Origin of the sequence: Acinetobacter sp. ANC 4973, assembly GCF_002135275.1 — a bacterium.
Taxonomy (GTDB): Bacteria; Pseudomonadota; Gammaproteobacteria; order Pseudomonadales; family Moraxellaceae; genus Acinetobacter; species Acinetobacter kyonggiensis.
This window is the reverse complement of sequence record NZ_NEGM01000003.1, coordinates 13,958-33,919: the sequence shown is the minus strand read 5'-3', so window position 1 is coordinate 33,919 and position 19,962 is coordinate 13,958. Positions and strand designations below refer to the sequence as shown.

Annotated in this window: 15 protein-coding genes; 11 read left to right on the top strand and 4 right to left on the bottom strand. The window is 39.5% G+C overall.

Annotated elements, in window-relative coordinates; genetic code table 11:
- The first annotated feature begins 2 nt into the window (after positions 1-2).
- The 4 genes from B9T30_RS04910 to B9T30_RS04895 all read left to right on the top strand — a co-directional run bounded on the left by B9T30_RS04910 (position 3) and on the right by B9T30_RS04895 (position 5,221).
- Positions 3-335: a DUF485 domain-containing protein gene (locus tag B9T30_RS04910; RefSeq protein ID WP_086184028.1), complete on the top strand. Its 333-nt coding sequence runs from the start codon at positions 3-5 to the stop codon at positions 333-335.
- A 1-nt stretch (position 336) separates the two neighbouring features.
- The gene (locus B9T30_RS04905; protein WP_086184027.1) at positions 337-2,052 is read left to right on the top strand and encodes a cation acetate symporter; all 1,716 of its coding nucleotides are present in this window, start codon (positions 337-339) and stop codon (positions 2,050-2,052) included.
- A gap of 329 nt (positions 2,053-2,381) precedes the next feature.
- Positions 2,382-3,074: an ion channel gene (locus tag B9T30_RS04900; RefSeq protein ID WP_086184026.1), complete on the top strand. Its 693-nt coding sequence runs from the start codon at positions 2,382-2,384 to the stop codon at positions 3,072-3,074.
- Between the two features lie 173 nt (positions 3,075-3,247).
- Positions 3,248-5,221: a BCCT family transporter gene (locus tag B9T30_RS04895; RefSeq protein WP_086184025.1), complete on the top strand. Its 1,974-nt coding sequence runs from the start codon at positions 3,248-3,250 to the stop codon at positions 5,219-5,221.
- Between the two features lie 63 nt (positions 5,222-5,284).
- Here the strand turns inward: B9T30_RS04895 and omp33-36 are convergent, their stop codons facing one another.
- Positions 5,285-6,166 (bottom strand): porin Omp33-36, encoded by an 882-nt coding sequence (omp33-36, locus tag B9T30_RS04890; protein WP_086184024.1) that lies wholly within the window; start codon positions 6,164-6,166, stop codon positions 5,285-5,287.
- A gap of 1,085 nt (positions 6,167-7,251) precedes the next feature.
- Here omp33-36 and blaOXA point away from each other — a divergent pair.
- Both blaOXA and B9T30_RS04880 read left to right on the top strand, forming a co-directional pair.
- Entirely contained in the window at positions 7,252-8,106 is an 855-nt protein-coding gene (gene blaOXA, locus B9T30_RS04885) for a class D beta-lactamase (RefSeq protein WP_143223192.1), read from the top strand.
- Positions 8,107-8,288: 182 nt separating this feature from the next.
- The gene (locus tag B9T30_RS04880; protein WP_086184023.1) at positions 8,289-9,992 is read left to right on the top strand and encodes a GGDEF domain-containing protein; all 1,704 of its coding nucleotides are present in this window, start codon (positions 8,289-8,291) and stop codon (positions 9,990-9,992) included.
- Between the two features lie 23 nt (positions 9,993-10,015).
- Here the strand turns inward: B9T30_RS04880 and B9T30_RS04875 are convergent, their stop codons facing one another.
- Both B9T30_RS04875 and uvrA read right to left on the bottom strand, forming a co-directional pair.
- Positions 10,016-11,680 carry a DUF262 domain-containing protein gene (locus B9T30_RS04875; protein ID WP_086184022.1) on the bottom strand — a complete coding sequence of 555 codons (1,665 nt, stop codon included), beginning with the start codon at positions 11,678-11,680 and terminating at the stop codon, positions 10,016-10,018.
- Positions 11,681-11,848: 168 nt separating this feature from the next.
- A complete protein-coding gene (gene uvrA / locus B9T30_RS04870) occupies positions 11,849-14,680 on the bottom strand; it encodes an excinuclease ABC subunit UvrA (RefSeq protein WP_086184021.1) in 2,832 nt (943 codons plus the stop codon).
- A gap of 245 nt (positions 14,681-14,925) precedes the next feature.
- Here uvrA and B9T30_RS04865 point away from each other — a divergent pair, with 245 nt between their 5' ends.
- Both B9T30_RS04865 and B9T30_RS04860 read left to right on the top strand, forming a co-directional pair.
- Complete coding sequence (locus B9T30_RS04865; protein ID WP_086184183.1) at positions 14,926-15,279, top strand: DUF1304 domain-containing protein; 354 nt, start codon at positions 14,926-14,928, stop codon at positions 15,277-15,279.
- 57 nt (positions 15,280-15,336) lie between these two features.
- Positions 15,337-15,678, top strand: coding sequence for a GlpM family protein (locus B9T30_RS04860; RefSeq protein ID WP_086184020.1), 342 nt, complete (start codon positions 15,337-15,339; stop codon positions 15,676-15,678).
- Between the two features lie 88 nt (positions 15,679-15,766).
- On the opposite strand, the gene tenA is transcribed toward B9T30_RS04860, so the two are convergent.
- Positions 15,767-16,438 (bottom strand): thiaminase II, encoded by a 672-nt coding sequence (gene tenA, locus B9T30_RS04855; RefSeq protein WP_086184019.1) that lies wholly within the window; start codon positions 16,436-16,438, stop codon positions 15,767-15,769.
- Between the two features lie 233 nt (positions 16,439-16,671).
- On the opposite strand from tenA, the gene B9T30_RS04850 reads away from it, so the two are divergent.
- From B9T30_RS04850 to ssb, 3 genes are all read left to right on the top strand, one after another.
- Positions 16,672-17,757 carry a DUF475 domain-containing protein gene (locus B9T30_RS04850; RefSeq protein WP_086184018.1) on the top strand — a complete coding sequence of 362 codons (1,086 nt, stop codon included), beginning with the start codon at positions 16,672-16,674 and terminating at the stop codon, positions 17,755-17,757.
- Positions 17,758-17,905: 148 nt separating this feature from the next.
- Positions 17,906-19,270 (top strand): MFS transporter, encoded by a 1,365-nt coding sequence (locus B9T30_RS04845; protein ID WP_086184017.1) that lies wholly within the window; start codon positions 17,906-17,908, stop codon positions 19,268-19,270.
- A 51-nt stretch (positions 19,271-19,321) separates the two neighbouring features.
- Positions 19,322-19,924 carry a single-stranded DNA-binding protein gene (gene ssb / locus B9T30_RS04840; RefSeq protein WP_086184016.1) on the top strand — a complete coding sequence of 201 codons (603 nt, stop codon included), beginning with the start codon at positions 19,322-19,324 and terminating at the stop codon, positions 19,922-19,924.
- Positions 19,925-19,962: the final 38 nt, after the last annotated feature.

The following is a 19,962-nucleotide window of genomic DNA, read 5'->3' as shown; positions in this document are numbered from 1 at the left end:
TTATGGATGAGAGACAGGTAGAGCAAATTCTACAGAATCCAAAGTTTAAGGAAATGGTTGCAAGAAAAAGTCGTCTGAGCTGGACACTGACTGCAATTATGTTGTTTGTATACGTCGGTTTTATGCTGCTCGTTGGTTATAACAAAGAATTGTTAATGTCTTCTTTCACTGGTGGCGTGACTACTTTGGGTATGCCACTTGGTCTAAGCATCATCGTATTATCATTTGTACTCTGCGGCGTGTATTCCTATATTGCGAATAAGACCCTTGATCCATTGACAGAAGATGCAATGCGAGAAGTAGAAGCAATTGCCAATGAAAAAGGACTGCATTAAGATGAAATGGAATTCATTGAAAGCTCAAGCACTTGCAGCGTCAACGCTGCTCATGTCAGGTATGGCAATCGCAGGTCCAGATTTAGGCGAGGCTCAACAGCAAGCGACTAACTGGCATGCCATTATTATGTTCGTTATTTTTGTTGCGTTTACTTTGGTGATTACCAAATGGGCAGCAAAACAAACCACAAGTACGCAGGATTTCTATACCGCAGGTGGCGGTATTTCAGGTTTCCAAAATGGTTTGGCGATTGCTGGTGACTATATGTCGGCAGCGTCATTCTTGGGTATTTCAGCGCTGGTATTTAGCTCAGGTTTTGATGGTCTACTGTATTCACTTGGTTTCATGGTGGGTTGGCCAATTGTATTGTTCTTGGTTGCGGAGCGTTTGCGTAACTTAGGTAAATACAATTTATCTGACGTTGTGTCTTTCCGTTTGGAAGAAAAACCGGTCCGTACTCTAGCCGCAATCAGTTCATTGGTTGTTGTAGCGTTCTATCTGATTGCTCAGATGGTGGGTGCAGGTCAGTTGATCAAATTGCTTTTCGGTCTAAACTACAACATTGCTGTCGTGATCGTTGGCTTACTGATGATGGCTTACGTGATCTTCGGTGGTATGTTGGCAACGACTTGGGTACAGATCATTAAAGCAGTTATGCTTTTATCTGGCGCAACGTTCATGGCCTTTATGGTTATGAAAGGTGTCGGTTTTAGCTTTACCAATATGTTTGAACAATCGATTCAAGTCTTCAGTAAAGTGCATGACATTGGTCTAGCGGAAGCTGGAAATATCATGGGACCGGGTAAATTGGCTGCAAATCCAATTGACGCGATTTCATTGGGTCTGGCGTTAATGTTCGGTACAGCAGGTCTGCCACATATTTTAATGCGTTTCTTTACGGTAAAAGATGCCAAAGAAGCACGTAAATCAGTGGTTGTTGCAACAGGTTTCATTGGTTACTTCTACCTTTTAACATTCATCATTGGTTTCGGTGCGATCCTTTACGTATCAAACAACCCACAGTTTATTGATGTTGCTAAAATGGCTGTAACTGGCAAGTTAGAGCTTGTTGGTGGTAACAACATGGCGGCAGTTCACTTAAGTGATGCTGTTGGCGGTGACTTGTTTATGGGCTTCATTTCAGCAGTGGCATTTGCAACGATTCTTGCAGTCGTTGCTGGTTTGACGCTGTCAGGTGCATCAGCAATTTCACATGACTTGTATGCAAACGTATTCAAGAAAGGTCAAACGACTCCTGAATCTGAACTTCGTATGTCTAAAATTGCAACTTTAGGTTTAGCAATTTTTGCCATGATTTTGGGTATTTTGTTCGAAAAACAAAACGTTGCCTTCATGGTGGGTCTAGCATTCTCAGTAGCGGCTTGTGCCAACTTCCCAGTTCTTGTACTTTCAATGTTCTGGAAAGGTTTAACCACACGTGGTGCAGTGATTGGTGGCGTGGTTGGTTTAGTGACAGCGGTAACATTGATTGTTCTAGCGAAAGCAGTTTGGGTCGATACATTGGGTATTTCTGATACAGCAGTGAATCCATTTAATGGTCCTGCAATTTTCGCAATGCCATTGTCATTCTTCTGCTGCTGGTTGTTCTCTGTGACTGATAGTTCAGCACGTGCAGAAGCAGAACGTAAAGCATTTGATGCGCAGTATGTACGCTCTCAAACAGGTATTGGGATCTCTGGTGCATCTGATCACTAAGACTTAAAAATACAAGCAATAAAGAAGTCCCTTAGGGGACTTTTTTTATGCACTGCATTTTTTGATTTATGCAAGTTATCTACTGATTCAGTAGCAACATATAAATTCAGTTTGAACTTTATTTTTGCATCGCATCATGGCTTTTACACTGACAGCTTGAATTCGGTTATCCGTTCATTTTGTATGGCTACTTTTATGCCCAAAATCTATTTGTGACTTTTATTCTGGCAAGGGGCAGTCGTATTTTGTGCCCAATTCATGCTAAGTTAATAAGATTCAAAAAAGAAAACACTGAAATAAACAAAAACAGAACGATCTTGGAGTGGGAAATGCAGGTGCTTATTGACGTTTGGAAAGTTTTTCGCTTATTGCCCTCTGCTTGGCTCATTTTATTGCAATTCATTATTTTAATCTTATCTATCACGGTCAATTACAGCATGACCTATCGCACCTTAACTTGGGTTTTGGGCGTCTTGGTTTTACTGGTGATTGCTAAAGTGATTCGCCAAACCCCGATGTTTACCATTTTAGGACTCAGTTTTGTGGGTGGAGCGGTACTTTTCTCTTTATTGATGTTATTGGGCTTCGATCATCGAATGGTTCAAGTGATTGCACATGGTTTTGAAGCCGCAGCTTATTTTAGTGCCGCCTATGGTTTATTACGCTATATGTTTGAAGACCGCTATTTAACCAGAGATGAAATGTTTGCTGCGGGAGCAGTATTTACCCTGCTGGCTTGGGGGTTTGCATTTTTATATAGTATTTGCCAGATTTTAGTACCCGATAGTTTTCAAAATCCCAATATGAGCGGTATGCAGACGTGGCTTAATTTATTGTTTCTCAGTTTTAGTTTGCAATCAGCGACTGGATTATCAGATTTAATGCCGCTAAGTGCACCAGCACGAGTGTTGGCAATGCTGCAAATGTTTTGTGGTGTGATGTATTTAGCACTGATTGTCTCACGCCTCATTTCCCTGCAATACATCGCGCATTTACCTAAAAATGATCAAGAGCATAAATAAAAGGCAATCATCAGAGTGTTACAGGAATGTAACTGCTTTGTTTTGATCATTAATTTATGATGCTTTTGAGTTTTTATTTATTGCTATTGAACTCGTCTTTTATTCATCTTCGATGAATGCTCTGTTTGACCTTTAGGTCTGTCACGTTAATTAAAATATAAAATGGGGGATTTATGCCTTCCAAAAATGCATCATGGTTTGCCAATGTCAATCCAAATGTCTTTTTAAGTACCGTCGCTATTATTGTTATTTTCCTTGCAGTAGTCGTTTTAGCACCCAATTCATTTGAGCTTATAACGCAACAGTTAAATCAGTGGGTGACCGATTCCTTTAGTTGGTTCTATGTTTTATCTGTTGCCATTTTTCTGATTTTACTCATTTATATTGCGTTATCAGATATGGGCAAAATTAAACTGGGCCCTGACCATAGCCAACCTGCTTATAGTAATGCTTCATGGTTTGCCATGCTGTTTACCGCAGGTATGGGCATCGGGCTGATGTTTTTTGGTGTCGCGGAACCTGTCATGCACTATGTTTCTCCACCTACAGGTGAAGCAGAAACCATTCAATCTGCACAACAAGCGATGCGTGTGACTTTCTTTCATTGGGGTTTACATGCTTGGGCGATTTATACAGTGGTTGGATTATCACTGGCCTATTTTGCTTATCGACACAATCTGCCACTCAAAATTCGTTCATCTTTATATCCAATTATTGGAAAAAAGATTTATGGCCCTCTAGGGGATGCGGTGGATACCTTTGCAACGATTGGCACCGTTTTTGGTGTTGCAACCACATTGGGTTTTGGTGTCACTCAAATCAATGCAGGGCTGAATTACCTATTTGGCATTGAACAGTCTCCGATAACACAAGTGATCTTGATTGTTGTGGTGAGTGCGATGGCATCAATGTCGGTATTTTTAGGGCTGGATAAAGGCATTAAACGGCTCTCTGAGCTGAATTTAATCCTTGCACTGATTTTACTGCTGTTTGTATTTTTTGCCAGTTCGTCTATTTATTTACTGCAAACCACTATTCAAAATGCGGGACAATACATCTCCAATTTATTTGCGATGACCTTTAATTTGTATGCCTATCAACCGAATGGCTGGATTGGCGGTTGGACGATTATGTATTGGGCATGGTGGATTTCATGGTCACCCTTTGTTGGGATGTTTATTGCCCGTGTTTCTAAAGGTCGCAGTATTCGTGAATTTATTGTCGGTGTCTTGCTTATTCCGACTGGATTTACCCTGATTTGGATGGGCTTCATGGGCAATGCTGCGCTATATAGCATTTTACATGAAGCAAATCATGCGCTGGTCTTGGCCGTTCAGCAAGATTCATCGGTTGCACTGTTTGAATTTCTACATAGTTTGCCGTTCTCTGCTGTTATGAGTGTATTGGCGACCTTTTTAGTGATGCTGTTTTTTGTCACATCGGCAGATTCAGGTGCATTGGTTACCGATTATTTAACCGCTAAGTCGGAAAACTCTCCAATGTGGCAAAGGCTATTTTGGACTGTGCTGATGGCTGTTTTGGCCATCGTTTTATTGTTGGTCGGTGGTTTAAGTGCGTTACAGTCTGCGACCATGATGAGTGCATTACCCTTTACTTTTATTCTGCTGTTGATCTGCTGGGGACTATTAAAAGCCTTGCATTTAGAGGTGACCAAAATGAATGCGTTGCAACAGGCACGTATTACACCTCGAGCGATTCAGAATCCGCGAAGCTGGCAACAACGCTTAGGTTTGATTATGCACTATCCGCATAGTGAACAGGAGATTCAGCACTATATTGATTCTGAGGTATTAAATGCATTTAAAAGTGTACAAAAGGAGTTTCAGCGTCGTCAGCTTGAGGTTTTAATTCAAAGCATTGACGGTGGTGGAATGGAACTCAGAGTTGATCATCACAATGAAATTAATTTCGTTTACCAAGTGGTTGCGCAAGAAACGGTGCCACCGAGTTTTATGGCAGAAGCCACGTTGAATGACGTGAAGTACTATCAAGCAGAAGTCTTTTTAAGAGAAGGTGGTCAAAACTATGATGTGATGGACTGGACGTTGGAGGATCTGTTGCAAGATATTATTGACCAATATGAACGCCATTTACATTTCTTAAGTCTAGTCAGAACCGCTGAATAAAAAGCTAGAAATTAAAAAAGGACTCACATGGAGTCCTTTTTTTAATTCAGTTTCTAAAATGAATTAGAAGCGGAATTTAGCATTTACGCCAACAGTTTCAGTATCACGTACTGAACCTTTTTCAGCATTAGCGCTAACATAGTTTGCACCAACAGCGACTGCTGGAGTAATGAAGTAATTTACGTTTGCACCCCAAGCTTTGTTTGGAGAATCACTGATGCTTGATTCAGCATAAGATGCGCCAACGCTTAATTTAGGGTTTACAAATAAGTCAGTTTTGAAACCGTAAGTTTTGTATTCAGCAAATAATACGTTGGTTTCGAAACCAATGGCCATGTTCGTGCCGTCAATTGCACCCACGTATTTAGTACGTGCAGTCACTGCATCTTGGTCACGGGCAATTGTTTTAGATTCTAAAGCTGCTTTCGCAACACCGTTAGACAGAATGTTGAAAGCGTCATACGAAGTTTGGTTAGGCGCGCTAGTGTAACCTACAGCAACCAAGAAATTAGGCACAACGACAGCACCGACTTCAACTGCATAGCGGTCGCCGTGGTCATCAGCTTTGTTATCTTTGTTGTCTGTAATAGTGTTGCTATAAGACGCGCTAGCGTATACAGGAACAACTTTAGTTGGAATATAAGCTTCAGCTTTAGCACCGATAGTGTGCGAAGTGAAGTCAGCCTTGTCAGCATTAACGTCGTATTCGCCATAGTTGTAAGCTAAAGATGCGTTAGAAGCTTGGTTTAAGAATGCTGCTTCAGCCAATGGACCTTTTGACGCGTCAACATTTTTGAAATAGTAAGTTCCTTGCACAGCACCTGTAAAATTTTTGTCATTTACAGTGTTGTCGATGAACTCAGATTGACCTTGAACTTCAAATTGATACGCTTGAGCACCGGTCATGGCTAATAATAAAGCAGTGGCTAAACCAAGTTTTTTCATAATAATTACCAGTTCTGTTAAAAATGGATTAAACAGCAGTCATTGTATTGTAACAAAACATTAAGTCAATGAACTAAAACAATATTGTTTTATTGAGTTTTTACTCTAAATAGTGTAATTGATTGAAAAATGTGCAATTGAAATATGGCATGTCAACGCTGAAAAACCTTTTTCAGAACAAAAGAATATGGGCATTCATGCAGCTGAGCTGATGAAGAATGGATGAAATGCAGATGATTTTTAACAATGTTAAATTAGATTAAATATTTATTTTTAATAGTAAAAAACAATTAATATGTGCTGCTATAGCGTGAATAATTTGTCATATTTTGAATAGAATGTAGACCATTCCCAGAAAATTGGGCTAAAAATCACCATTTAATTGCTTAAAAAATAAGCATATTAATAAGTATTTTGTGAACTAATTCACATTATTGTTTTATTTTGTGCTGAGTTTAAAAAACCAACCGCTTTAATAGGCTTTACTTATTTGGTTATTTTTTACATAATTCACCTATCAGATCATACTACATTGAAATAATGTGAACATGATCTGATTCTCCACAGAGAAAGTTTTTGTTTTATATGCCCAGCTTTCCCCAAGGTTGGGCTTTTTTTTATCAAAAAATTACGCTTACACTTTCTTTATTTGTCAGTAAGACAGCATTTAAATCTAAAAATAATTCACAAAGTCGTGTGATTACTCCAGCTCTATTTTTGAATTCATGAATCAATCATTCAGTCTGAGACTTCATATAGATAAAAAAAGATAAATCCTGAAATTTTTGTGCGCTAATTTGGTGCTTGTTTATCAAATTTGAGAATTGTTGATTTATTTTAAAGTATAAAAAAACCCAGCTTTCAAAGAAAACTGGGTTTTTTCAGCCAAAAATCTCGGGAAATCAAAAATCCTGCTGAGGAATGACTTTGATTTGCCCTAATAAGGTGCATTATGCACTAAATTATGGCATGTGTAAATATTTCCTGATCACGGTCATAAAAATATTTCGTATATGCGTAATTGATACAAAGTTTTGTCGTCAGATTTGATAAAAATATGCATTTATTCCATCGAGATTTTTTAGATGCAACAGGGGTTATTTTACTTCGGCTGTTTATTACTTTTAACGCAATTAAGTGCTTGCCACATGAACATGGCGCAGACGTCTGATCCATCCGTACAAAAGGTGGTTTCGAAGGCAACATTTGAACGCTCAGAAGAGATTAAGGCATTATTCAACGCTGCAAATACATCAGCCATTTTTATGACTTATGACGGTCAGCAGTTTCATTGTTATGGTAATGCTTTGGCCCGTGCTAAGAATGCCTATATTCCAGCTTCAACATTTAAAATGTTAAATGCATTGATTGGTCTTCAGCATCATAAAGTAACTACTTCCGAAGTGTTTGAATGGAAGGGTGAAAAGCGTTCATTTTCTGCGTGGGAAAAAGACATGAACTTGGCGCAAGCCATGCAAGCTTCAGCAGTTCCAGTGTATCAAGAGCTTGCTAGACGTATTGGGTTAGAGTTGATGCAGAAAGAAGTTTCTCGACTTGGTTTTGGCAATCAAAAAATTGGTCAACAGGTGGATAATTTTTGGCTGGTTGGCCCTTTAAAAGTAACCCCAGAACAAGAAGTAAAATTTGTTTATCAACTGGCAACAGAGCAATTACTTTTTGATGTAAAAGTACAAAAACAGGTCAAAGAAATGCTTTATATTGAGCGTCGTGGTGATACAAAACTATATGCAAAAAGTGGTTGGGGAATGGATGTAAAGCCCCAAGTGGGTTGGTACACAGGGTGGGTTGAACAACCCAATGGACAGATCACCGCTTTTGTTTTAAATTTGGAAATGCATGATGGCGATGATGTGGGCGAACGTAAGCAGCTTACTTTGGATGTGTTAGATAAGTTAGGATTATTCTTTTATTTACACTAGAAGATGGTTTATTAATAATCAAAATTCTAAAATGCTGTATAGCGATGATTTTATTAAAAATATCATAAGTACCTGATAAAACAAATTATTGATGTTTATATCATGTAATATATGTGAGTCTATTATGGAAATCATCAGCATTATGATTGACCAGTTGGTTTTGTACGGGGCAGATTGAATCCATGTATAAATTACGTTCGGAGCGTATTAGTCAACAACTTTTCTGGTCGATGATTCTGATTATCTTCTCTCTGCTTTTGCTTTCTGTTCCGTTAATTGTGAGTAGCTATAAGACCTATCAGAAAGCAGATCGAGCATTATCAGAAATTTCTGCGCTTCGTGCGGTGGCGGATTTAGCCAATAAAATTTCACGTGAAAGAGCACCTGCCAATAAGGTGATGTCGAGTCGTGCTGATGAATTAGCAGCGAACTTAAAAGAATTACATGAATATCGACAAGAAGTTGATTTACAAATTGAACAAACCCTACATATTTTAAAGACAAAAAGCTTTTCGACTCAGGACAACATTTTATTTAACAACTTAAAAAAGAGCCTACAACAGGGTCGTCAAGCGGTAGATACTTATACTGCGTTACCTCTATCCCAACGTAATTCAGAACAGTTTGATGATGCCATTCAGCACATGTTTAAGGTTTGGGACAGTTGCTACGAAATTTTAAAAAATGAGTTGGTGCAATCTGATGGTAAAGGAACAGCTGTTTCTGAGTACTACACGCTGATTTTAATTTTGTCGGATTTACGTGATCAGGCAGGACGAATGGCATCGAATGTGATTGCACCTGTGACTTTTAAAGAAAAAATCTCTGAGGATAATTTAGCGCGTTCTTTGCAGACTCAACATCAAGTCAATTATTTGTGGGCTTTGGTCAATACGATTCAGCCTGAACAGGATAAAACGCCCGAATATTTAGCTTTGCATCGGCAAGTAAAAACACAATTTTTAGATCAGGGCATTCCAACGGTTGCTGGTTTGATCGATGAAAGTTTGCATAATCAACCTTACGCCTTAACAGGCACGCAATTAACAGAAGTGATGGTGGACAAATTTGTTACGGTGGTCAATTTACAAAGCTATATTCTTGATTACAGTTTATATGTTGCACAAAAAGAAAAACAAGAATCATATCATATCTTTATTTTAACTTTATTGGTTGCGCTGATTTGCTTGATCACTGCATTTTTCACCATGATTTATGCCAGAAATGGGGTGTTTAAGCCTTTAATTGATGCCAGAAATTCAATTCTCCAATTGGCACAGTATAAAGTGACCGATAGTGATTATAAAAATTCCTCTGCCGATCCCGTGACTTTATTGGATGCCATTCAAAAGCTGAAAGGCGTGCTGCAACAACGTGATGCTTTCGAATTTCAGCTTAGAAATATTGCCAATACCGATACTTTGACGGGGGTATCGAATCGTTTAGCTTTAGATGAATATATTAAATATGTAGACAGAAAGCCTGAAAAATTTACGCAAATCGGTTTAATTATTTTCGATATTGATGATTTTAAACAGGTCAATGATACGTTTGGGCATATTATTGGTGACGAAGTGATTCGCTTGGTGGCAGAAAAATTACAATTTAATGTGCGCACTTCGGATTTAATTGTCCGTTATGGTGGTGACGAATTTTTAGTGTTAATCGAGCAGATTCATTTTCATGATGCTTTGGTCATTGCAAATAAAATGCTGAATGAAATTGGCGCTTCTGAATTATATATTGCTGAAATAAATCAAAATATTAAAATTTCTGTCAGTGCAGGGGTTGCGGTCGGGGCAGTGTCTTGGATGGCATTATTAGAAAAAGCCGACAAGTCTTTGTTTAAGGCCAAAGAAAATGGGAAAAATGCAGTAGCGGGTTAAATACCGCTACTGCATTTTAAATTTTAAATCATCTCTACTTCTTGAGTATCTACATCTTCTAGATTTATTATTTGGCTATGAATGGTATCATTGCATGTGAGTAAAATTCTCTTTTCTATTTCTAATGATAATGCTTTGCAACGCTGTTGGATAAAATTTTCATAATCATTAGTCCAAATTCCATAATTATTGATATTAATCAGATGAGTAAGCATATGATTTTGTAAACTAGGGTTTTGCTCTCTAAACTTCGTCATATACTCGGATGGTGCTTTAGCACCAATTTGTCTTTTATTTAAAAAATCATCTACGATTGTAATATTAGCAATATGATTACTTTGGGCTTCCCCAATGCCCTTTTTGCTTAAATAAGCTTTAGGAAAGAAATGATGATAATTTCTACTATTAGCTCTATGAAGCCAATCATTATTAATGTTTACGATAGCCCCATCAATAAATGAAACGGGTCTGTAATAAGCGAATATGCATAACATTGCTTTTATATAACTACGACCTGCATTAAAACTACCATTCTTACGTATAAATTCTGGTGAAGTATCAATATACCAATCATATTCTGGTTGTATTTCTACAAGAATTAAATCAATTTTTTTAATATCTTGAGCTAATTTACTTTCAACAGAACTTGAATATCTTCCACCTAAGCTAATTCGCCAAAAAAAATCTTCCAAATACTTTTGTTTCTTATCTAATGGTTTGTCTTTGTGGTGATAAAAGAAATAAGCAAAAGGGGCAAGTAATGCATTGTAGGGTAATAACTTTGAAACAGGGATTCGATAATAACCTTTTAAATAGTCAACGGCAGCTTCAATTGCCTTAACTACATTGTCCCAAATATTAATGAACTGAGTTTTTTCCAAACGAAGAATATTTTTCCGATTACATTCTTTGGTAATAATTAATGAAACTATTTGCAAAACTGTAGCATCAGAAATGGTGTCATATTCAACATTTTTTAACGTGCTGACTAAATTTTGAAATTTTTCGGAAAGGTCAAACTCTTTTTCTGAGTCAAAAGTTTTTGCAACCATAATTTCAAAAAGTGATAATGGTTTACCACCAACATTAATTCGAGTAAAAATCTCAGTTGCTACATCAATAGAAGCTTCTTTTACTTCTATAAGTGAAAAATTATAACTTTGAATAATTTGTTTATATTCATCAAGTAGTAAATGAAATTTAGAATCATATGTAACTAGAGTAGATAGACCTGAATTGATTAAATCAGTAAGGCTGATATAGGTTTTATCTTCAAAATTAGATACATCTGTGACGACAATTTGTTCTTCAGGGTTTGCTGTTAAATTAATAAAAATTTTACTAAAATCATCATTTTTTGAACCACGGACTATTGTTAAACCTTTTAGCGCGCAGAATAAACTAGTTAGTCTTTGCTGCCCATCCAGAACATATTCTGCAAAATCACCTTCTGGTACAGGAGGAAGAGCTACGTTACCTAAATTTTTAACTACTCTTAAACTTTCTTTAGTCTTCCATGTAATGAAAGTACCAATAGGATAACCTTTTAGAATACTATCAATTAAATTAGCTGCTCTTTCTATATTCCATACGTAGTCACGTTGAAATTGGGGGATTTTAATTAACCCTTTTTCAATATCAGCAAGTAATGTTTTATAAGGTAAGTTTTTAGGTTCAGGTAAATTCATAAGATCAAATTTTAAAAATAAAAAACGTTAAATGAATCACCGTTTTATCATGTGCTTAGTTCAAAGAGAACACTATTTTTATCATTTTTAATCCTCCCTAACCCTCCTTTTAAAAAGGAGGGAATTCCTCTCTTTATCAAAGAGGGGTTAGGGGAGATTTACACATTCTTATTTCAACATCGTCTTTAAGAACTTCGCGGTATGTGAAACTTCACTTTTTGCAACGTCTTCAGGTGTACCTTCGGCAATAATCATACCGCCACCTGCACCACCTTCAGGCCCTAAATCAATCACCCAATCGGCAGTTTTAATCACGTCCAGATTATGCTCAATCACCACAATGGTATTCCCCTTATTACGCAGCTCATGCAAAATATCCAGTAGCTTTGCAATGTCATGGAAATGTAAACCCGTGGTCGGTTCATCTAAGATATAAATGGTTTTACCCGTATCGCGCTTCGCCAGTTCACGTGCCAATTTCACCCGTTGCGCTTCACCACCTGAAAGTGTGGTCGCAGATTGACCTAAACGGATATAACCCAAGCCAACTTGATGTAGCGTTTCTAAACGACGGTGAATCACAGGAATAGCATCAAAGAAATGCATGGCATCTTCAACAGTCATGCCCAAAACATCAGAAATATTTTTACCTTTATAGCCGACTTCCAAAGTTTCACGGTTATAACGGTCGCCATGACAGTTATCGCAAGGCACATACATATCGGGTAAGAAATGCATCGCCACTTTAATCATACCGTCGCCTTCACAGGCTTCACAACGACCACCTTTCACGTTAAACGAGAAACGACCCGCAGCATAACCACGGGCTTTGGCTTCAGGCGTTTGCGCAAACAGTTCACGAATAGGCGTAAATAAACCAGTATAGGTTGCAGGATTTGAACGCGGGGTACGCCCAATCGGACTTTGGTCAATATCGACGACTTTATCTAAAAATTGTAGGCCATCAATCGAATCAAATTTTTCAGCTGTGAGCGTGGTTGCACCATTCAGTTGAGTCGCGGCAAGTGGTAACAATGTACGGTTAATCAGGGTTGATTTACCCGAACCAGAAACGCCTGTGACACAGGTCATAATGCCTAAAGGAATGGTCAAATCGACCTGTTGTAGGTTGTGACCACATGCGCCCATCAGTTTAATTTGTTCTTCAGGTTTCGGTGGTTGAGTACGAACTTTTGGCACTGCAATTTTTAACTTACCTGACAGATATTGTCCTGTCAGTGAATTAGGGTTGGCCAAAATTTCTTCATAAGTACCTTCGGCAATAATATGCCCACCATGAACACCTGCACCTGGGCCAATATCAATAATATGATCGGCTGCACGAATGGCATCTTCATCATGCTCAACCACCAATACGGTGTTGCCTAAGTCACGTAAGCGAACCAAGGTTTCAAGTAAACGGTCGTTATCGCGTTGATGCAAACCAATCGATGGCTCATCCAGCACGTACATCACGCCCATGAGACCCGCACCAATTTGTGAAGCCAAACGAATGCGCTGTGCTTCACCACCCGATAAGGTTTCAGCAGAACGTGACAGGCTTAAATAGTTCAAACCAACAGACACCAGAAAGTGTAATCGCTCACGAATTTCTTTAAAAATCTTGTCGCCAATTTCGCCTTTAGCCCCTTCAAGATGTACCGTTTGATAATACTGTGCAGCATCACCAATCGACATTTTTGTAATTTGGGCAATGGTTTTGTCTAAGATTTTAACATTACGTGATATTTCATTCAGACGTGAACCATCACAGGCATCACAGGCTGCATTTGATAAGTATTGTGCTAAATCTTCACGTACATAGTTCGACTCTGTTTCACGGTAACGACGCTCGAGGTGCGGCAAAATCCCTTCAAAGGGTTGTACACGTTTATGCGAACGACCACGTTCATCGATATAACTGAGGTCGACTTTGTCTTTGCCCGTACCGTAAAGAAATTTCTTTTTGGTTTCGGCATCCAGTTCATTCCAAGGCGTATCTAATGAAAAACCAAAATGTGCTGCGACTTTTTCGATCATGCTGTAGTAATACGGACGTTGTCTGTCCCAGCCACGAATCGCACCTTGGCTAATCGAAACCTCATTGTTTGGAATCAGTTTGTCGGCACTAAAATGGCTACGTGTACCTAGTCCATCACAGACAGGACAGGCACCAAATGGATTGTTGAACGAAAATAGACGCGGTTCGAGTTCTCCCACTGCACGTTCACATTCTGGGCAAGAGTGCTTTGCAGAAAACACGCGATCTGCATGTTCGGCATTCATCCATGACAAAATGGCAATATCGCCACCCAAGCGCAGTGCTGTTTCAAAAGACTCTGCAATACGGTTGCCGAGGTCATCACGGACTTTAAAGCGATCGACCACCACTTCAATAGTATGTTTTTTCTTTTTATCCAGTTCGGGTGGTGGATCAATATCCATCACTTCACCATCGACACGGGCACGGACAAAACCTTGACTTTGCAGTTGCTCAAATAGGTTGCTGTATTCACCCTTACGATCACGTACTACAGGGGCAAGCAACATTAGTGCTGTGCCTTCTTCTAGGTTTTTGACCGCATCGACCATTTCTGAAATGGTCTGGGCAACCATGGGTAAATCATGTTCAGGGCAGTACGGTGTACCAACACGGGCATAGAGCAGACGTAAATAGTCGTAAATTTCGGTGATGGTTCCCACGGTTGAACGTGGGTTGTGGCTGGTTGATTTTTGCTCAATGGCAATCGCGGGACTTAAGCCCTCAATCGAATCAACTTCGGGTTTTTCCATTTGAGACAGGAATTGGCGTGCATAGGCAGACAGTGATTCGACATAACGACGCTGACCTTCGGCATATAAAGTATCAAAGGCAAGGGAGGATTTGCCTGAGCCTGAGAGTCCCGTAATCACCACGAATTTGTCGCGTGGAATATCGAGTGACACATTTTTTAAGTTATGGGTACGTGCGCCTCGAATACGGATGTGACTTTGGCTCATAAAACATCTCGGGAATGGATAAATTGAAAGTTATATATGATAGCGCATGAAAAATGTTCAAGCTGTATTAAAAAGAATTTAAACGTCATTTTGTGTCGGATCAGTTCAGGATTTAAAATAAACGCGTGGTAATGGTGTTTTTTTATACCTGTAAGTCAGAAATTTAAAGGGTGAAATTTAGTGTTTCGATAGATTCATCGTTAGAATGCAACATATTGTCTGAAGAATAAAAAGGAAATTTTATGATCATTGCTCAGGTTTTGATTGCTGTTATTGCAATTTTACATGTTTATTTTTTAATTTTAGAAATGTTTTTGTGGGATAAACCTTTAGGCATGAAAGCCTTTGGTAACAATGCTGAAAAGGCAAAACTCACCAAAGTTTTAGCGCAAAATCAGGGTTTATATAATGGCTTCTTAGCGGCGGGACTGATTTGGTCACTCTTTGCATCTGCACCCTTCGCCATTCAACTTGCCAACTTCTTTTTAGGCTGTGTTTTGGTGGCTGGTGTTTATGGTGCAATGACGGCAAGTAAAAAGATTCTTTATATTCAGGCGATGCCAGCATTGCTTGCTCTGATTGCGCTAAATGTGTTCTAGGGAGTGCGATTGGCATAAACTCAGTGGCTTAAAGTTTTTGCTGTTGGGTCTGTGAATATGTTGTCTTTATTTTTGAAATGTATGTTAGGTGCCGCTGCGGTACTGGTGATTTCGATATTTTCTAAAAGCAAGGCATTTTATATTGCAGGTCTGGTTCCACTTTTTCCAACTTTTGCCTTGATTGCGCATGTGATTGTGTCACAGCAGCAGGGGGCAGAAGCTTTACGCAAAACCGCATTATTCGGTTTGTGGTCGTTGATTCCCTATGCCATTTATTTGTTGATGGTGTATCTGCTGGCCACAAAAATGTCGATGTGGTCATGTCTAGGTATCGCTACCGTGTGTTGGATTGTGGCTGCGGCAGGATTGATTTATGGATGGCAGACATTTCAGCAGTAAAAGAAAATCCTCCCTCGAATTCTGCGCTATATATGGTGTAAGAGGGAGGCTTGCTTATCAAAGTATTTAGATTTGAGACGGAGTCGAATTAAGCATCCAAACCTAACCACTGTCTTTGATCATAAGCACTATCCCAGAATAACCATTCTAGTTTGGCAGCATTGGTATAAGCGTGATGCATTTTTTCAAGGGTATCCGCATCGCAACGTGCCGCGACTTGATCAATGGTGTTAATCACATTGCGTACCGCTTGATGGAAGTCTTCGCCTGAATAGGTGTCGATCCATGCTTGATAAGGGTTATTCGCAATTGAATGGTTCACAATATCTTTACCGACTTCGGCATAAATCCAAAAACATGGCAGTAACGAAGCCAACACCACAGGATAGCTTTCAGACCATGCTGTTGCGGTTAAGAATGAGGTGTAATGATGGCAGGCTAAAGTGAGCGGCGTGGTTTCAAATTGATCTTTAGAAATATCAAATTCACGCATAAAGCTATCATGTAGACTGCGTTCCACCACAATGGCAATTTTTGCTGCTTCAGAAAATTGCATCACATCATCGGCTGTGAAAGCTTTTGCCGCACAAACCGCCAGCGCACGACCATAAGCCAGTAAATAATGCGCATCTTGAATCACATAATGGCTAAACACCTCTTGGCTTAATGTGCCTTGAGCAAGTTCTTGGTTAAATGGCAGCGCTAAAGTTTTTTGATATAACGCTAAATTGCGTTGCCATAGATCTTGAGAAAAGCTCATGTCGTCATCCTAATGAAAAGAAGAATTTACAGATGACGGGGACTATAGCAAGAGTTATTACGTCAGGATACGACATAAAATAAATAGTGTATTTACAGTTCAAAAAAATCATCCGAAGAACTTTGGATTAATCTGCAAAAGTCGTCATAATTGTGCGCATAAAATCTTAAGCACTCTGGTTAAGTTTTACCGAATTCAATTGATATCAATATTTCTCTATAGGTCGATCTATCATGATGAAACATTTTGGTTTCTCAATCATTTTTACGATCGTGTGTCTGGCGATTTCTGCATATTGGGGTTATACCCATGGCCCAGAAGCAGGTTTAAAGACCATGTTCACGGCATTGACCATTACTGCCATTTTAGCAGTGATGGAAGTGTCGCTTTCTTTCGATAATGCCGTGGTGAATGCCTCGGTACTACGCGGTTGGGATCATTTTTGGAAAATGATCTTTTTAACCGTTGGTATTGTGATTGCCGTATTTGGTATGCGTTTAGTTTTCCCGATAGTCATTGTTGCCGTGACTGCGGACATGGGCATGCTGGACGTGGTGAAAATGGCGATCAATGAGCCTCTGCTTTATTCAGAGAAATTGATGGCACATCATGCTGAAATTGCAGCATTTGGTGGCTCATTTTTATTGCTAGTTTTTCTGAATTTCTTCTTTGATAGTGAAAAAGATACGCACTGGTTTAGATGGCTTGAAGCACGTTTATCGAATCTAGCTAATGTTCCTGCAATGTCAGTCTTCCTTGCATTAATTGGCTTATTGATCATGGCTGCAAATGTAGATGAAGCGACGCGTTTAGTGGTGACCATGGCGGGTATTTGGGGCATTGTGGTTTACATTGGCGTGCAAGTGCTGAGTCATTTGTTAGGCGGTGAACCTGAAATTGATGAAGAGGGCAATGCGGTCAGTCATGATGCCAGTGGTGCATCAACAGGTGTGATTAAAGCGGGCATAGGTGGTTTTATTTACCTTGAAGTCTTAGATGCCTCCTTTAGTTTTGATGGTGTAATTGGTGCTTTTGCCATTACCTCAGATGTGGTGATTATCATGCTGGGTCTGGCAATTGGCGCGATGTTCGTGCGTTCAATGACCATTTACTTGGTTGAAAAAGGCACCTTAGATGCCTATGTGTTCCTTGAACATGGTGCGCATTATGCGATTGGTGCTTTGGCATTTATTATGCTGGCCAGTGGTACAGGCGTACATATTCCTGAAGTGGTCACAGGTTTAATTGGTGTGGCATTTATTGTTTGGGCAATTTTTGCCTCGATTCAATATCGTAAGCGTCAAGAACGTATCGGTTAATCGTTGTTTAAGAAAAACGGTTACAATAAGGGTGCATGAAAATGCGCCCTTTTTTATGGTGGCTCATCTTGGAATAAATCAGCATCTGTAATATGAATGTTGTAGGATAGTCAATCGAAATTAAACTCATAAAACCAAGCTTATTGATATGATGAATGCTTTAGAACGCCGTTCAACCTTTGCCTTAAGCAGTATTTTTGCACTGCGTATGCTGGGCTTGTTCATGATTATTCCTGTGTTTTCCGTGGCAGGGCAGTCATATCAAGGTGCAACACCTGCGCTGATTGGCTTAGCTGTCGGTGTGTATGGTTTAACCCAAGCCATTTTACAAATTCCATTTAGCTTACTGGCAGATCGTTTTAGCCGTAAGCCTTTGGTGATTTTAGGCTTATTGTTGTTTGCGCTTGGCGGTGCAGTTGCTGCGATGTCTGAGAGCATTTATGGCGTGATTATTGGTCGTGCGATTGCCGGCGGTGGAGCCGTTTCTGCGGTGGTGATGGCATTGCTTGCTGATGTCACGCGTGAGGAACAACGCAGTAAAGCCATGGCCGTTATGGGCATGAGTATTGGGGTGTCCTTTATGGTGGCCTTCAGTCTTGGGCCTTGGTTAACCAGTTTGGTCGGTATTTCTGGACTGTTTTGGGTGACCACGATTATGGGGGTTGCTGCAATTTCAATGTTGCTGTTGGTGCCTAAAGTGACGCGTCATCATCGAAATTATCAGCAAGGCTATGTGACACAATTAAAACAAGTCTTGAAAATGGGTGATTTAAACCGTCTGCATGTTTCAGTCTTTGCACTGCATTTATTGCTGACCGCGATGTTTATTTACATGCCATCACAACTGATCGAATTTGCTGATATTCCACTTTCGCGTCATGGATTGGTGTATTTACCTTTACTGGTGATTAGCCTATTTTTTGCTTTTCCCAGTATTATTTTGGCGGAAAAATATCGCAAAATGCGCGGTATTTTCTTAACCGCGATTGGTGGGATTGTTTTAGGTTTATTGGTGCTGATTTTTGGCTTTGAGTCGAAATATATCTTACTGTTAGGCCTCGCTTTATTCTTTATTGCCTTTAACGTCATGGAAGCATTATTGCCTTCTTGGCTGTCCAAATCTGCGCCCATTCAATCCAAAGCAACCGCTATGGGTGTGAATGCCAGTAGCCAGTTTTTAGGTGCATTTTTTGGCGGTATGATTGGTGGGCAACTGCTTATTTTGAACAATACCTCAATGGGTTGGGGAATTTTGACCGCGATAGCTGTGGTTTGGTTATTGATTAGTTTTGGATTGGTTCAGCCACGTTATCTGTCATCGTTAGTGATTCGTTTGCCTGAAAGCAAACAAACGGATGAATGGACTTCTCAACTTTTGGCAATTCGTGGTATTGAAGAAGTCGTGGTGATGCCCGACCAACAGGTTGCGTATATTAAAGTCGATAAACAGCAAATAGATGATGCTGCACGACAAGATTTAACGCACTTGTTAGGTAAAGAGGTAGCCATTTAAGCATAACTCTTATAAAGTAAAACATAGTAATAAATAGGAAGAATACGTCTGATGCGTGGTGTTAATAAAGTTATTTTAGTTGGAACTTTAGGTAAAGATCCTGAAACCAAAACTTTTCCAAATGGTGGTTCTCTGACTCAGTTCTCAATTGCAACGAGCGATTCGTGGACGGATAAAAATACCGGTGAGCGTAAAGAACAGACAGAATGGCATCGTATTGTGTTACATAACCGCTTAGGTGAAATTGCGCAGCAGTACCTACGCAAAGGCTCTAAAGTTTATATTGAAGGTTCATTGCGTACGCGTCAGTGGACAGACCAAAGTGGTCAAGAACGCTACACCACAGAAATTCGTGGCGAGCAAATGCAAATGTTAGACAGTGGTAATCGTCAGCAAGGTGAACAAAGCTCTGGTGGTGATAACGCGGGCTACAATCAACCGCGTTTCAACAATAACCAAGGTGGCGCTAACTCGGGTTATAACAACAATAATAATAATAACCAAGGCGGTTATGGCAATAATCAAGGTGGTTTTAATAACAACCAGCAAAGTGGTTATGCCAACAATAACCCAGCGGGTTTCCAGCCTAAAGCACCTCAAGCAACGCCTTCAGCGCCTGCACCTGCTGATTTAGATGATGATCTTCCGTTTTAGACTATACAATAATTGATTGTTGTATTTAGTATTAAAAA